This is a genomic window from Candidatus Hydrogenedentota bacterium (assembly GCA_012523015.1).
Taxonomy (GTDB): domain Bacteria; phylum Hydrogenedentota; class Hydrogenedentia; order Hydrogenedentales; family CAITNO01; genus JAAYBJ01.
On sequence record JAAYJI010000223.1, the window covers coordinates 1 to 14268 of the forward strand.

Below are 14268 nucleotides of genomic sequence, written 5' to 3' on the forward strand. Positions count from 1 at the left end.
CAATACAACAGAGCATCTTCCCCTTTTGGGGTCTTACTCTTATTACAGTATAAACCTGAACCACCCTAAATGTCAAGTAAAATTTTCAAAAATTTTCAGGAATCTTTTTGCGGTCCGCAGTAAAGGTACGGCGGGATAGGGTATCTTTTTTGAAGCCCTTCCTAAAAATGGAGTATACTACCGGTCATTGAGTCGGGGTGTAGCGCCGCCCGGTTAGCGCGCTTCGTTCGGGACGAAGAGGCCGGAGGTTCGAATCCTCTCACCCCGACCAGTTTTTTTATTTCCTTTCCATGTCTTGGCGGGGTTCGAGGTGTGTTCCTCGCCATCCTTTTTTTTATGGCTATGGGGCGGGATGTGTCCGGGAGTCGATGGGCGGCCATGGACGGGATGGACACGATGGACACGATGGACGGGATGGACGGGATGGACGGGATGGACACGATGGACACGATGGACGGGATGGACACGATGGACGTTCGGGTGTGCGGCGGAACTTCCAAGCTGCATTTATAACCCGTCATCGTATAGAATACCCTGTAGATAAATACGAACGAATCCTACAAGGAGCAACACCATGTACGCCATTACCCTCTTGTCTTTGATCGCCTCTCTGGGGCAGACCGTCTATGAACCGACTTGGGAAAGTATTGACAGCCGCCCCAGTCCCCAATGGTTTGAGGATGCTAAGTTCGGGATTTTTATTCATTGGGGTGTTTATTCTGTGCCGGGGTGGGGCCCCAAAGGCCGGTATTCAGAATGGTACTGGCACGATATGCAAGATAAGAAGGGCGCCACGTGGCAGTTTCATGAAAAGACCTATGGCGAAGAATTTCAATATCAGGATTTTGCGCCCCTGTTCAAAGCAGAACTCTACGATCCCGATCATTGGGCGGAAATCTTTGCCCGTGCCGGCGCGAAATACGTGGTGCTCACGTCGAAACACCACGAAGGCTTCAGCCTCTGGAACGACCCGACCAACTGGAATTGGAATGCCATGGACATTGGTCCGCACCGGGATCTTGCAGGCGATCTCGTGACGGCGGCGCGCCAAAAAGAATTGCGTATAGGCTTTTACTATTCCTTCTACGAATGGTTCAATCCGCTGTACCGCAGCGATGTGCATCGCTATGTGGATCAGTATATGCTGCCTCAGCTCAAAGATTTGGTAGAACGTTTTCAGCCCGACCTCGTCTGGCCCGACGGCGAATGGGATCATCCAAGTGAGACGTGGCGCAGCACCGAATTTCTCGCGTGGCTGCTCAATGAATCGAAAGCGCCTCGGGATGTTGCGATCAACGACCGTTGGGGAAAAGACTGCCGCAGCATCCACGGCGGCTTCGCCACGCCTGAATACCAACATCGTCCGACCGGCCCGCTGATGAGCGCCTGCCGTTTTGAAGAATGCCAAGGCATGGGCAAATCCTTCGGCTATAACCGAAACGAAACTGCCGATGATTACCGAAGCGCCACCGAACTGCTGCATCTGCTCATTGACACGGTGAGCCGGGGCGGCAACCTGCTGCTCGATATTGGCCCCACAGCCGACGGCCGCATCCCGGTCATCATGGAAGATCGTTTGTTGGAAATGGGCGCATGGCTGGAGGTTAATGGAGAAGCCATTTACGAGACCGAGCCTTGGGAACAGGCGCCTGCCATGGAGCAGCTCCGCTTCACCCAAAAAGATCGAGCGGTCTATGCCATCTGCCTCGACTGGCCCGGCGCAAGGCTGCGCATTTCCAACCCCTTCCCCAATAAAGACGTGAAGGTTTCGTTGTTGGGCTATGGGCCCGCGCTGCGGACAAGCGCCGATACGGAGGAAATCAAGGTATCGGTGCCCTGTATCCCCGCAGACACGATGCCTTGTCAACACGCCTATGTATTCAAAGTAAGTTATTAAAGCTATACGCCTCTATCGGTCCCGCTTAGGCGGTGACCGTGAGAAAGGAATCCTTCATGAAAGCAGCGTTAATCGCGCGGGAATTCGATGTTGCGGGACGGGTTGTCACCGTAGCGCGTCAGGAAGAAGGGAATGTGAACGATACCTATTTGGCGATCTTCCGCACGACTTTTTCCGAAGAACGGATTATTCTGCAGCGCATTAATAAGCGGGTATTCACGCAGCCCGAACATATCATGGAAAATATGCGTATCTTGACGGAGCATGTGCATCGGCGCATTGAAGAAGAGATTGATCAATCGGATCGTTTTTGGCAATTGCCGCGGGTCATCCCGGCACGGGACGGCCGCGATTATTTCATTGATGAATCGGGCGAATACTGGCGTGCCATCACCTTGATCGCCTCTGCCCACGCATTCCCTACGGTGCAGAGTGTGGAACATGCCTATGAAACGGGATTCGTGTTGGGACAATTCCAACGGCTCATCAGCGACCTTGACGCCTCAAAACTCCACGACACCTTGGTAGGCTTTCACATTACGCCGGGATATCTCAAGGTGTTGGACGCCGCATTGGAAACGGAGGAAGGCCAAATTCGTCTGAGCGCCTCCTTGGAAGCGGAACGGTGCAAATTATTTATTGACGCCCGTCGCGACTGGTGCTCCGTATTGGAAGATGCCAAAGAACGGGGTGAACTGCGTTTGCGCCCCATCCACGGCGATCCCAAAATCTCCAATATTATGATTGACGAGGCGACGGGCAAGGGCACCTGCATTATAGATTTGCATACGGTGAAGACGGGCCTCATACACTATGATTTCGGCGACTGTTTGCGCGCCAGCTGCAAACCCGCCGGCGAAGAAACGCTCGATCTCAAGAGTGTGTACTTTGACACCGACCTATGCAAAGCCATTGTAAAAGGCTATATGGCGAATGCCTCCGATTTCCTGACCGGCGCAGACCGTTACTATTTATACGACAGCATCCGGCTCATCACCTTTGAATTGGGACTGCGCTTTTTCGCCGACTACATCGCAGGCAACGTCTATTTCAATACACGCTACGACGAACAGAACTTGAATCGCGCGCGGGTACAGTTCAAGCTGACCAAAAGCATTGAGGCACGGGAATCCATGATCCGGGAGCTTCTTGAAAAGCTGTGAGCCGCCGCCGCCGCCCGGCGTAGGAGATCAGCAGGGACGCACGATAAGCACATACAACCCGCCCGGGGCCGCCCCGTACAGATGGAGGCGGCCTGCCCTTTCGCTCCCTTGAGTTCGGATTGACTGATGCGGGATCGCTTACTTTTTATCCGCTTCTTTCAATTCCTCAACAAAAGCGATGTACTTTTTTTTGGCGTCGTCTTGACTGATCCCGGCAAGTTCTTTCCAAGCATCAAATTTAGCGCGCTTGATAAAATCCAACATGCCCGGCCGATCGCCTGTGCAATCGCCCGCCGTGGATTGCTTGAAAAGGCCGTAGAGTTTCAGCTGCGCCGCGCTATCGGGCGCTTCCGACAATTCGGTCACTTCCTTGCTTGCCAATTCGAAACTGGCTGTGAGTTCATCCGACATGGTCTGCTTCCTCCTTTTTTTGAATTCAAACCAAGATTTCAACTGATAACTCATAACGCACGGGTTTCAGCCTAGCCTATTTGTTATTAAAAATGCAAATTTCTAAAGCATAATCAATAAACAGGGCCCATGCTTTCACAGTGCAGCTGTTTTTTAGAAGTGTTTAAACTCAGAGCCGGGAAAGCTGCCCTTGCGCATTGCCCCGTTCATAAAGACAGCACAGGCATCCTGTGATTTCTATTTTATGGGTATTATGCAGTATACTACGCACTCATTTAGTATGTGTTGTTTAAATTTACCGCTAACCAACCACAATCAACATTTTCCGCATCGTAATAATTCCACGTTTGGAAAATGCTGATTTTCCACAAGAGCCTTATGATAAGGGAGTCCTGATAATCTACATGGGAACCGATATTTTAAATCGTTATGAAACATTGTGCCAGGCCGCTCAAGAAGGCACGCCCCGGATAGAATCCTCGTCAAAGATTATTATCCAGGTGGGTTCCGCCACGTGTGAAAACGCCGCCGGCGCCACGGAAGTCTGGAAAGAATTCGAGCGCAACTTGCGCGCTTCCGCCCGCGACGATATCCTATTGCATCATGTGGGCTGTACGGGCCGATGCAGCCGCGAGCCGATCGTAGGCGTATTGATGCCCGGTAAAATGCCGGTCATGTATCAAAAGGTGACGCGCGACCTTGCCCACGACATCTTCACGCGCCATATCTTGGGCGGCGAAGTGATCGAAAATGCGGCCCTCGAAAAGGAGATGGCCCATGCGCAACGACAGATTATTTTTTGTCAAGCGCGCCACTGCAAAGGCAGCGCCACCTGCAACACACAGGTCTGGTTTGAAGAGGCTTTGGAGAAAACCGACATCGATCGGCAGAGCATTTCCTTGACCTCTGTAGGCGGTATGGGCTTTTGTTCGCAGCGCGAAGACGAAGAAGCCAATTGTGTGCTGGTACGTCCTGAAAATATTGTCTATTTCATAAAGACAAAAGAGGACGTGAAACGCATTGTCGACGAGCATCTGGTAAACCACAAGCCGGTGGATGACTTGCGCTGTACCGGCGAATCCATCAGCGAACGTTTCTTCGACCTTTACGGGGACGTTGCTTTCTTTAACCAACAGAACCGTGTGGCGCTGCGCAATGCCGGCATTATCGATCCTGAAAATATTTATGAATACATCAACTATCACGGTTTCCGCGCCCTGACCACGGTCTTGTCAAAAGGGGATCCAGATTGGGTGATCCAAGAGCTGTTGGAATCGAAGCTGCGCGGACGAGGCGGCGGCGGCTATCCCACGGGCTTAAAATGGAAAGCAGGTAAAAACAGCGCCGAAGGCGACCGCTACATCATCTGTAATGCGGATGAGGGCGACCCGGGCGCGTTCATGGACCGCAGCATGCTCGAATCAGATCCTTTCAGTGTTATTGAAGGGATGCTCATCGGCGGCTACACCATCGGTGCGAGCCGCGGCTTCTTCTACGTACGGGCCGAATATCCGCTCGCGATCAAACGTATCGAAAAAGCCTTGGAAGCGTGCAGAGCGCATGGCTTGCTTGGGAAAAATATTCTCGGCACCGATTTCAGTATGGATTTGGAAATTCGGCTCGGCGCCGGCGCCTTCGTGTGCGGTGAAGAGACGGCGCTCATCCATTCTATTGAAGGAGAGCGGGGACAACCGCGTATACGCCCCGCGTATCCCACAGACAGCGGCTTGTGGGGCCGTCCTACGGTCATTAACAACGTTGAAACCTTTGCTACAGTACCTGCGATTTTGGTTTACGGCAGCGATTGGTTCCGTACGATGGGCTTGAAAAACAGCGGCGGTACGAAGGTCTTCGCCCTTGCGGGAAAAGTCAATCACACGGGATTGATCGAAGTGCCCATGGGCACGTCGCTGCGCCACGTGGTCTATGATATTGGCGGCGGTGTACCCCATAAGAAAACGCTGAAAGCGATACAAACAGGCGGTCCTGCCGGCGGCATGATTCCCGCCGACTTTCTGGATACGCCCATCGATTTTGATACGCTCGGTGAATTGGGTTCGATCATGGGCAGCGGCGGTATGATCGTGCTGGACGAAGACGATTGTATGGTCGACGTTGCGAAATTCTTCATGGAATTTTGCGTCGATGAGTCCTGCGGCAAATGTACGCCCTGCCGTGAAGGGACCAAAAGGATCCACGAGATCTTAGTGCGCATAACGGAAGGGCGCAGCGAAGCGGATGACTTGGATAAACTGGAGCGCCTCGCGAAACTCGTTAAAAATGCGTCGCTGTGCGGACTTGGACGGGCTGCCCCCAACCCTGTGCTGAGCTCTTTGAACCATTTCAGAGAAGAGTATGAGGCGCATGTTTTTGATCGTAAGTGTCCTGCGCACAAATGCAAGGCTCTCATTCATTACGAAATCATTCCGGAAAAATGTACGGGCTGTACCATCTGCGCGCGCAATTGCCCGGTGGCCTGTATCGCCGGCGCACGCAAGGAAGTCCACGTCATTGATCAGGCAAGCTGTATTAAATGCGGGCGCTGCTTTGAAGTGTGCCGTTTCGACGCGGTATCAAGACAATAAGAACGGTATAAAACCTGCTTGGCGGGTTTTGACGATAAAGGTATAACAATGACCCAGGAACACATGGTAAACCTGACCATCGATAATGTAAAAGTCGCCGTACCTAAGGGAACCACCATCATGGATGCGGCCGAAAACGAGCTCGGTATACGCATACCGCGGCTCTGTTATCACCCCGATTTAAGCATACAAGGCTCTTGCCGTGTCTGCATTGTTGAGGTGAAAGGCGTTCCCTTTTACATGGCATCATGCGCCGTGGAAGTGTGGGAAGGCATGGAAGTGCAAACGAACAGCCCCACCATACGCCAGGCACGGCGCGACATTGTAGAACTGCTGCTCGACAACCATCCCCGCGCCTGCCTGACCTGTGAGCGCGACGGCAACTGCGAATTGCAGAATGTTGCCTATGCGACGGGCGTGCGCGAACGCCTCTTTGCCGGGGAGCGCAAACGCTTTCCCATCGAAAGAGACGGCAGCGCTGTTGACCGCGATCCTGAAAAGTGCATCTTATGCGGCCGCTGTGTGCGTACCTGCGACGAAGTGCAAGGCGTGCACAACTTGGGTCAACAAGGGCGCGGCTTCACCACCTTGGTCAGCCCTGCCCATAACTGCAGCATGGACGAATCGGTGTGCATCCAATGCGGTCAATGTATTGCGGCCTGTCCCACGGCGGCTTTTTCCGAACATGACAGCACCGAAGCGGTTTGGAAAGCCCTTGCCGACCCGAATATCCATGTGGTCGCTCAGACGGCTCCCGCGATCCGCGCCACCATTGGCGAAGGCTTCGGCATGCCCTTGGGCACGCCAGCCACAGGCAAGCTCATCACGGCTTTGAGACGCCTCGGTTTCGACCGCGTCTTTGATACGAACTTCACCGCCGACTTGACGATTGTTGAGGAAGCCACCGAATTTCTCAACCGCTTTGAAAAAGGCGAACGGCTGCCCCTCCTGACGAGCTGCTCACCGGGCTGGATCAATTTCATGGAGAAATTTTATCCGGAACTGATTCCTCATGCCTCCTCGTGCCGCTCGCCCATGGCGATGATGTCGTCCTTATTGAAAAGTTATTATGCGGAACAGGCGGGCATCGCTCCCGAAAACATTTTTGTCGTGGGGATCATGCCCTGTACGGCGAAGAAGTTTGAAGCACAACGCCCCGAATTACGCACTGCCGACGGACTGGCCGAAACAGACGCCGTGTTGACAACGCGGGAACTGGTCTGGATGATCAAAAACTATGGTATCAACCTGGCCGACCTGCCTGATGATCAGTTCGATTCGCCCTTAGGGGAATCCTCAGGCGCGGCAGATATCTTCGGCACGACAGGCGGCGTCATGGAAGCGGCGCTGCGTATGGCCGTGGAAAATATCACGGGCGCGCCGCCTCAAGATATGGAATTTAAAGAAGTGCGTGCCGTGGAAGGACTGCGCGAACGCGAGTTAAAGGTGAACGATTCGCTCACCCTGCGTGTGGGCGTCGCCAACGGACTGACCAACGCCAAAATACTGCTTGATGCGGTGCTCACAGGCGAGAAGACCTATCACATTATCGAAGTGATGGCTTGCCCCGGCGGCTGCATCGGCGGCGGCGGACAGCCCTATCCGCCCGACGGCTACCGCATTTTTGATAAGCGGCTCCTCGCCAAACGGGCACAAGCGCTGTATACCATTGACGGCGCGAAAGAAGTGCGGAGCTCCAATCATAATCCTGCAATCAAAAAATTATACGAAAACTTTTTGGGCGAACCGGGCGGCGAAAAAGCGCATCAGCTGCTGCACACCCACTATGAACCCAGACTGCCGAGAGGAATACGCTAATGACACTTTCAACGACTACGGATAACCGTCAACAAGTACGGCGTGAAGCCATGGACGCACTGACTCCGGAAATAGTCGCGTATATCGAAGAATGCGCCGGAGATACCTACGCCTCCAGCCATCTCATCAATATCTTACATAAAGTACAGGCGCACTTTGGATATTTGGGCAGAGAACAGATGGACGCTGTCGCGCAGCTCCTGCAAGTGCCCACCGCCAAAGTCACGGGCGTCGCCACCTTCTACCATTTCTTTCGGATGGAGCCGCGCGGACGCTTCCCCATCAATATTTGCTTGGGAACCGCATGCTACGTGAAAGGGGCGGAACGTGTTGGGGACCGGCTCTGTGAAGAGCTGGGCATCCATTTCGGCGAAACGACCCGAGACGGACTCTTCTCGCTGGAAGGATCCCGCTGCCTGGGCACCTGCGGGCTGGCGCCTGTCATTATGATTGAAGACCAAATATACGGCAATATGACGCCGGATCAGGTTCCCGCGCTCATTGAAAAGTATGTGTTAAAAGCGCAACAGGAAGAACAGGACCAAAATCAGTAATCGTCTGCTCTTTCGCAGGAAGCTGAGCATAATTTGAGCATACCGGAGTGTTCAAGGTATACTTAATGTCCCCATGACCTTCCTGAGTCATGGCGATTCCCGTTGCGTTTCAGTAAAATAGCAGCATAACACCATCACTGTCCGTCAAGCGGACAAACATCTACCGGAGGGTTTTTCATGGCAACCATTGAAGCTGGGAAAGTACGTAATGTTGGCATTGTTGGTCACGGTGGCGTCGGCAAAACGATGCTCGTCGAACATATCCTGCATAAAGTAGGATTGACCGGGCGGCTGGGCGCCATCGAAGATGGTAACACCGTTTGCGACTATCTGGATGAAGAGATCGAACGCAAACACAGCATCGCCATGGCGTTGGCAAACATCGAATGGGAAGGCGGCCGAATCCATTTCGTCGACCATCCCGGATACGTGGATTTCCTCGGTGAAGTCGCTTCCTCCATGCCCTTGCTCGATGGTGTCATTATTGTGGTCGACGCGTCCACAGGCATTCAAGTAGGCATGGATAATGCCTGGCGCTATGCGGAAAAGTTTCATGTTCCGCGCGCCTTCTTCGTCAACAAACTGGATCGTGAACACACGAATTTCGATGAAACGCTCAAGCTCCTACAAGAAACCTACGGACGCCATTGTGTGCCCCTCGTTGTCGCCATTGGTGAAGGCGCGTCCTTGTCGGGTGTGGTCAATATCGTCTCCGGCGATGAATCGCTGCTCCCGCCCAATGCAGATAAGTATAAGGAAGCGCTGATCGAAGCCGTTGCTGAAACCGATGACGTGCTCATGGAAAAATATTTGGAGACCCTCGAACTGAGCCCTGAAGAATTTCGCTCCGGTCTGCAAAAAGGTATTACAGAAGGAAAGATTATCCCCGTCATCGCGGGAAGCGTTTCTCAAGAAAAAGGGATTGAAGAGCTCCTAGATATCGTAGCCCACTCCTTCCCGAGCCCACTGGAACGCAAGATTACGGTGAAAGATGAGAAGAAGCCGGACGAAGAGATTGAAGTTCCTGTCGATCCCAAAGGCCCCTTCTTAGCGCAGGTATTCCGCTCCATTGTTGACCCCTTTGTCGGTCATTTGACGCTCTTCCGCGTGTTGAACGGATCGCTCAAATCCGATTCCGAATTTTATAATGTGACGACCAATACCAAGGAGCGGACAGGCAAACTCTTCTTAGTCAATGGTAAGCAACAGGTTCCCGTCGATGTGATCGGACCGGGCGACCTCGCGGCCATGACCAAGCTGAAAAACACCCATTTCGGCGACACCCTCGTCTCGGCCGGATCCAACTGGACACTGCCCATGATCGAATTGCCCGAAGCCATGGTCAAATTGTCCATTCGTCCGAAAGCACGATCCGACGAAGATAAAATTGGGGAAGCCCTCAATAGGCTTGCCGAAGAAGATCCCACCTTCTCCCACTATCGGGACAGCGCTACGGGCGATCATATTATCCGCGGCATGGGCGATCTGCAATTAGATATTCTGCTCAACCGTATGCAGCGCAAATATAAGGTGGAAGCGGAAACGGGTATCCCGAAAGTTGCTTACCATGAGACCATCAAATCGAAGGTCGAAGTACAAGGCAAACACAAGAAACAAAGCGGCGGCCACGGTCAATACGGCGATGTCCATCTGCGCATTGGACCGAACGAACGGGGCGCCGGCTATGAATTTATTGACAGTATCGTCGGCGGCGTCGTGCCCAAGCAGTACATCCCCCACGTAGATAAAGGCGCTTTTGAAGCCCTCGAACGAGGCGTGATCAGCGGCCATCCCGTGGTTGATATTATTGTCGAACTCTTCTTTGGCAGCTTCCACGCCGTTGACTCTTCGGAAATGGCCTTTAAATTGGCCGCATCCAAAGCCATTCAAAAAGGTATCCGCGAGGCAAGGCCGTGTCTCTTGGAGCCTATTATGGAAATCGCAGTCACCGTGCCCGAAGAATTCATGGGCGATATTAACGGTGACCTCAATAGCCGCCGTGGGCGCATTCTAGGTATGGATGCCTTGGGCGGCGGACGCCAAGTGATCCGCGCCAATGTGCCCGAAGCGGAAGTGCTGCGTTATTCCACGGAACTGCGCAGTCTCACCCAAGGCCGAGGCAGTTATGAGCTGAAACTGAGTCACTACGACGAAGTGCCCGATCATATTGCGAAAGAAATTATTGCCGCCTACGAGAAATCTCGGGAAGAAGAAGAGTAAATCCCGTCTGTCTAAGAATCCTCGCCGTGAGTCTTATAAAGGCTCACGGCTTTTTTTTATGCAGGATAAGCGGACACGCCCCTGCGCCGCCTTTCGAATGAGACAACCGACAGCCGGCGCCGCCTGTCGGAATATTTCTCCTTTAAAAGCTGTTATACCTCATAGAATGACTACGGGCTGAATAAGTAAGCAACTGCAATTTGAAATGGAAGTACCATGTACAACCTTGACTTGGAGCGGGTGTTAACAGTGCTGCTGGCAGGGGGCATGGGCGAGCGGCTTCATCCCTTGACGAAGGAACGTGCGAAACCAGCCGTCCCCTTTGGCGGGATGTACCGCATTATCGACTTTACACTGTCGAATTGTTTTAATTCACATTGTCGGCGCATCTGTGTACTCACCCAATATAAATCGAGCTCTCTCGCCCGGCACATTAACCGAGGCTGGAATATCATGCATACGGCTTTGGGGGAATTTATAGAGGTATTGCCGCCGCAAATGCGCGTGAACAGGAATTGGTATTTGGGCACCGCCGATGCCATTTATCAAAACCTCTATTCCATCAATCAAGCCGATCCCCACGAGGTGCTCATTGTCAGCGGCGATCATATCTACAAAATGAATTACCGTAAGATGATCCGCCTGCACCGTGAGACGGAAGCAGATCTTACCATTGCCGCCATTGAAGTGCCCCTCTCGGAAGCGTCGCGCTATGGTGTCTTTCAAGTGAATGAACATAACCGCGTCATCGGCTTTGAAGAGAAACCAAAAGATCCGAAACCGCTGCCCAATGATCCGGATAAGGCGCTGGCGTCTATGGGCGTCTACGTCTTCAATGCGGAGGTACTCCGTGAGGCGGTCTGCAGTGATGCCGAATTAAGCCAAAGCAGTCACGATTTCGGTAAAGATATTATTCCGAAGCTGGTCCTCGATAATGCCGCCGTTTACGCCTATAACTTTCAAGATGAAAACAAAAAGGAAGCTAAATATTGGCGCGACGTGGGAACGCTGGACAGCTACTGGGAAGCCAATATGGATCTGGTCAGTGTAGATCCCCACTTTAACCTCTACGATCGGCAATGGCCCATGCGTGCGAATCTGCCTACCCTGCCGCCTGCAAAATTTGTGTTTGCCGAAGCAGGGCACCGCTTCGGAACGGCTGTGGACAGTATTGTAAGCCCGGGATGTATTATCAGCGGCGGCATGGTCGACAACTGCGTCGTCGGTCCGGAAGTGCGCGTCAACTCCTACTCCCACGTCAAAGAATCCATTCTCTTTGAACGCGTCACCATCGGCCGAAATTGCCGCATTCGACGGGCGATCATCGAAAAAAATATCGAGGTCCCTGAGGGCACCGTAATCGGTTATGACCTCAAAGAGGATGCGAAGCGCTTTCGCGTGACCCACTTGGGCGTGGTCGTTGTCGAATCGCAAGAAAAATTTGATCTTGCTTTCAAATAATCGTATTGAAAGGAAAGGCGAACCCCGTTAAAAGAACAGGGCTCGCCTTCTCGTTTTCTCAATCAGCGCAGAATCAGCCTTCCCGTATTTCGCGGGCGTCTGCATCATAAATCTGACGGCGGCCGGTGTCGGAAGCGCGTACAGCCATGATCACGGCGACGGCATGCTGATAGCCCGCATCGATGGACGCATTGGGCGTCTCCCGCGAACGGAGGCATTGAATCCAGTTTTCAACGTGATCAGGGTACGGGAAATCCTCGACACGTTCCGCCTTTTTCGGAAGATCCGTTTTGTCATAGGCGCCTTCACCGGAAACATAAATTTTGCTCCAGTCTTGGAGATCCATGACCCCATTGGTTCCGAAAATCTTGAAGGTGCTGCCGCTGCCATTACCGAAATTGGTCGAATAATGAGCGGCGAAACCTTCGTCATATTCCCAAACGGCGGAGACGTGGTCGGGATTGTCAAAGTTGTAGTCATCTTTCCAAATGTAGGTATTGCTCGCAGCGCCAACACTGCGCGGGAAGCCTACACCCGTTATGGAATGAACCAGATCAATATAATGAGCGCCCAAACTGGGGATGGCACCGTCGGAAAATTCGCGGTATCCGTACCAGCCTGAATATAAATCGGAATTGAAGGGGCGCATGGGACGGTCACCAAGAAATTCCGCCCAGTCCACATCCTCTTCCTTCACTTCTTTCAAATAACCATACCAATAAGGACGACTCGCATTGCGATGCTGTTCGATGCGGCTGATACGGCCCAAAGCGCCTGTGGCAAAGTATTGGCGCGCGCCCATCATGGCCGGATAACTGCGCAGCTGGGTACCTGCCTGAACAACGAGATCTTTGGCTTTCACCGCGTCATAGGCCGCCTTTAAAGCCTCGAAATCTTTGCCCAAAGGCTTTTCACAATACATGTCTTTCCCGGCTTCGGCAGCAGCTTTCATATGAGTCGTATGTAAGTGTTCAGGACTCGCAATGATCACCGCATCAACACCCGATTCCTCCAACAGCTCACGATAACTGACATATTGAAGAGGGTCGCGACCAAACCAATCTTTGCACATGGCGGCAGCTTCTTCACGAGCAAGACGCCACGGATCACAGACGGCGGTGATTTCTAAATTATTTGCCTTCGCATAATTGTTGACCGAAGGCATGATCGCGCCTTTCATGCGGCTGCCGCAGCCAATGAGACCTACAGACAGGCGATCATTCGCACCCGCTACCCGGGCATAACTGAAGCCTCCCAAGGTAATGGCTGCACCGGCGGCACTTTTCAAAAAACTTCGACGTGAACTCATAACAGGATTCCTTTGGGTTATTGTGATGAAATAGACTTACAATAATGCTCTTACAATACAGTTACCATTATACGCCAAAGCAATAAAAAAAACAACGTCAAGAAAATACGCGCCTAGGTGTTGACACCGCCCAAGGGCAGTGTCATACCTAGTGTCTATCTAAGGCGCCCTATCAGGGCATCCGTCGAGAAAAGGCTCCCAGCCCCATAAGGCTTAGGCCAATGAGCAGCCAGTCGCCCAGACCTTTGTGCAGCATTTCAGGCAAGGACAAGGACTTATCGTTGCTCTTACAACAGCCACTGCTATCGTCAGCATCTTCATCTTCGCCTTCACCAGATTCTTCACCTTCACCTTCGCCTTCACCTTCAACAGGTGCCTCGCCTTCGACAGGAGCTTCACCTTCAACGGGAGCTTCGCCTTCAACAGGCACTTCGCCTTCGACAGGAACTTCACCTTCAACGGGAGTTTCGCCCTCAACGGTTGTTTCGCCTTCAACAGGCACTTCGCCTTCGACAGGCGCTTCGCCTTCAACAGGCGCTTCGCCTTCGAAAGGCGCTTCACCTTCAACGGGAGCTTCACCTTCGACAGGAGCTTCACCTTCAACGGGAGCTTCACCTTCAACGGGAGCTTCGCCTTCAACGTGAGTTTCACCTTCAACAGGCGCTTCGCCTTCAACAGTTGTTTCGCCTTAAACAGGAGTTTCGCCTTCAGCAGGAGCTTCGCCTTCAACAGGCGTTTCACCTTCAACGGGCGCTTCGCCTTCAACAGGCGCTTCACCTTCAACAGGCTCTTCGCCTTCGACAGGAGCTTCGCCTTCAACAGGCACTTCGCCTTCAACAGGAGCTTCGCC

11 protein-coding genes, 1 tRNA gene and 1 pseudogene are annotated in these 14268 nt (G+C 52.7%); 9 read left to right on the forward strand and 4 right to left on the reverse strand.

Features of this window, described 5'->3' with window-relative positions; genetic code table 11:
- The first annotated feature begins 193 nt into the window (after positions 1-193).
- From GX117_09445 to GX117_09460, 4 genes are all read left to right on the forward strand, one after another.
- Positions 194-271 (forward strand) — tRNA-Pro (locus tag GX117_09445).
- A 41-nt stretch (positions 272-312) separates the two neighbouring features.
- The gene (locus GX117_09450; GenBank protein ID NLO33563.1) at positions 313-513 is read left to right on the forward strand and encodes a hypothetical protein; all 201 of its coding nucleotides are present in this window, start codon (positions 313-315) and stop codon (positions 511-513) included.
- Between the two features lie 61 nt (positions 514-574).
- Positions 575-1897, forward strand: coding sequence for an alpha-L-fucosidase (locus GX117_09455; GenBank protein NLO33564.1), 1323 nt, complete (start codon positions 575-577; stop codon positions 1895-1897).
- Positions 1898-1953: 56 nt separating this feature from the next.
- The gene (locus GX117_09460) at positions 1954-3060 is read left to right on the forward strand and encodes an aminoglycoside phosphotransferase family protein (GenBank protein ID NLO33565.1); all 1107 of its coding nucleotides are present in this window, start codon (positions 1954-1956) and stop codon (positions 3058-3060) included.
- 138 nt (positions 3061-3198) lie between these two features.
- Here GX117_09460 and GX117_09465 read toward each other — a convergent pair whose 3' ends face one another.
- Positions 3199-3471 carry an acyl-CoA-binding protein gene (locus GX117_09465; GenBank protein ID NLO33566.1) on the reverse strand — a complete coding sequence of 91 codons (273 nt, stop codon included), beginning with the start codon at positions 3469-3471 and terminating at the stop codon, positions 3199-3201.
- 404 nt (positions 3472-3875) lie between these two features.
- On the opposite strand from GX117_09465, the gene GX117_09470 reads away from it, so the two are divergent.
- The 5 genes from GX117_09470 (at position 3876) to glgC (ending at position 12109) form a co-directional block, all read left to right on the forward strand.
- Entirely contained in the window at positions 3876-6056 is a 2181-nt protein-coding gene (locus GX117_09470; GenBank protein ID NLO33567.1) for a 4Fe-4S binding protein, read from the forward strand.
- Between the two features lie 48 nt (positions 6057-6104).
- Complete coding sequence (locus GX117_09475; protein NLO33568.1) at positions 6105-7874, forward strand: 2Fe-2S iron-sulfur cluster binding domain-containing protein; 1770 nt, start codon at positions 6105-6107, stop codon at positions 7872-7874.
- Positions 7874-8428 carry an NADH-quinone oxidoreductase subunit NuoE gene (gene nuoE / locus GX117_09480; protein NLO33569.1) on the forward strand — a complete coding sequence of 185 codons (555 nt, stop codon included), beginning with the start codon at positions 7874-7876 and terminating at the stop codon, positions 8426-8428. Before GX117_09475 ends, nuoE begins: the two co-directional genes overlap by 1 nt.
- Before the next feature lie 177 nt (positions 8429-8605).
- Positions 8606-10648 carry an elongation factor G gene (gene fusA / locus GX117_09485; GenBank protein ID NLO33570.1) on the forward strand — a complete coding sequence of 681 codons (2043 nt, stop codon included), beginning with the start codon at positions 8606-8608 and terminating at the stop codon, positions 10646-10648.
- Between the two features lie 231 nt (positions 10649-10879).
- Positions 10880-12109, forward strand: a complete 1230-nt coding sequence (gene glgC, locus GX117_09490) for a glucose-1-phosphate adenylyltransferase (GenBank protein NLO33571.1) — start codon at positions 10880-10882, stop codon at positions 12107-12109.
- Positions 12110-12182: 73 nt separating this feature from the next.
- Here the strand turns inward: glgC and GX117_09495 are convergent, their stop codons facing one another.
- The 3 genes and pseudogenes from GX117_09495 to GX117_09505 form a co-directional block, all read right to left on the reverse strand.
- Positions 12183-13418 (reverse strand): Gfo/Idh/MocA family oxidoreductase, encoded by a 1236-nt coding sequence (locus GX117_09495; protein ID NLO33572.1) that lies wholly within the window; start codon positions 13416-13418, stop codon positions 12183-12185.
- A 172-nt stretch (positions 13419-13590) separates the two neighbouring features.
- A pseudogene (locus GX117_09500) lies at positions 13591-14055 on the reverse strand (hypothetical protein).
- A gap of 51 nt (positions 14056-14106) precedes the next feature.
- A partial coding sequence (locus tag GX117_09505; protein NLO33573.1) for a helix-turn-helix transcriptional regulator occupies positions 14107-14268 on the reverse strand: 162 nt, incomplete at its 5' end.

Coding starts and splice junctions, on each gene's coding strand:
- GX117_09455 (NLO33564.1), top strand. CDS start 575: ATGTACGCCATTACCCTCTTGTCTTTGATCGCCTCTCTGGGGCAGACC.
- GX117_09460 (NLO33565.1), top strand. CDS start 1,954: ATGAAAGCAGCGTTAATCGCGCGGGAATTCGATGTTGCGGGACGGGTT.
- GX117_09465 (NLO33566.1), bottom strand. CDS start 3,471: ATGTCGGATGAACTCACAGCCAGTTTCGAATTGGCAAGCAAGGAAGTG.
- GX117_09470 (NLO33567.1), top strand. CDS start 3,876: ATGGGAACCGATATTTTAAATCGTTATGAAACATTGTGCCAGGCCGCT.
- GX117_09475 (NLO33568.1), top strand. CDS start 6,105: ATGACCCAGGAACACATGGTAAACCTGACCATCGATAATGTAAAAGTC.
- nuoE (NLO33569.1), top strand. CDS start 7,874: ATGACACTTTCAACGACTACGGATAACCGTCAACAAGTACGGCGTGAA.
- fusA (NLO33570.1), top strand. CDS start 8,606: ATGGCAACCATTGAAGCTGGGAAAGTACGTAATGTTGGCATTGTTGGT.
- GX117_09495 (NLO33572.1), bottom strand. CDS start 13,418: ATGAGTTCACGTCGAAGTTTTTTGAAAAGTGCCGCCGGTGCAGCCATT.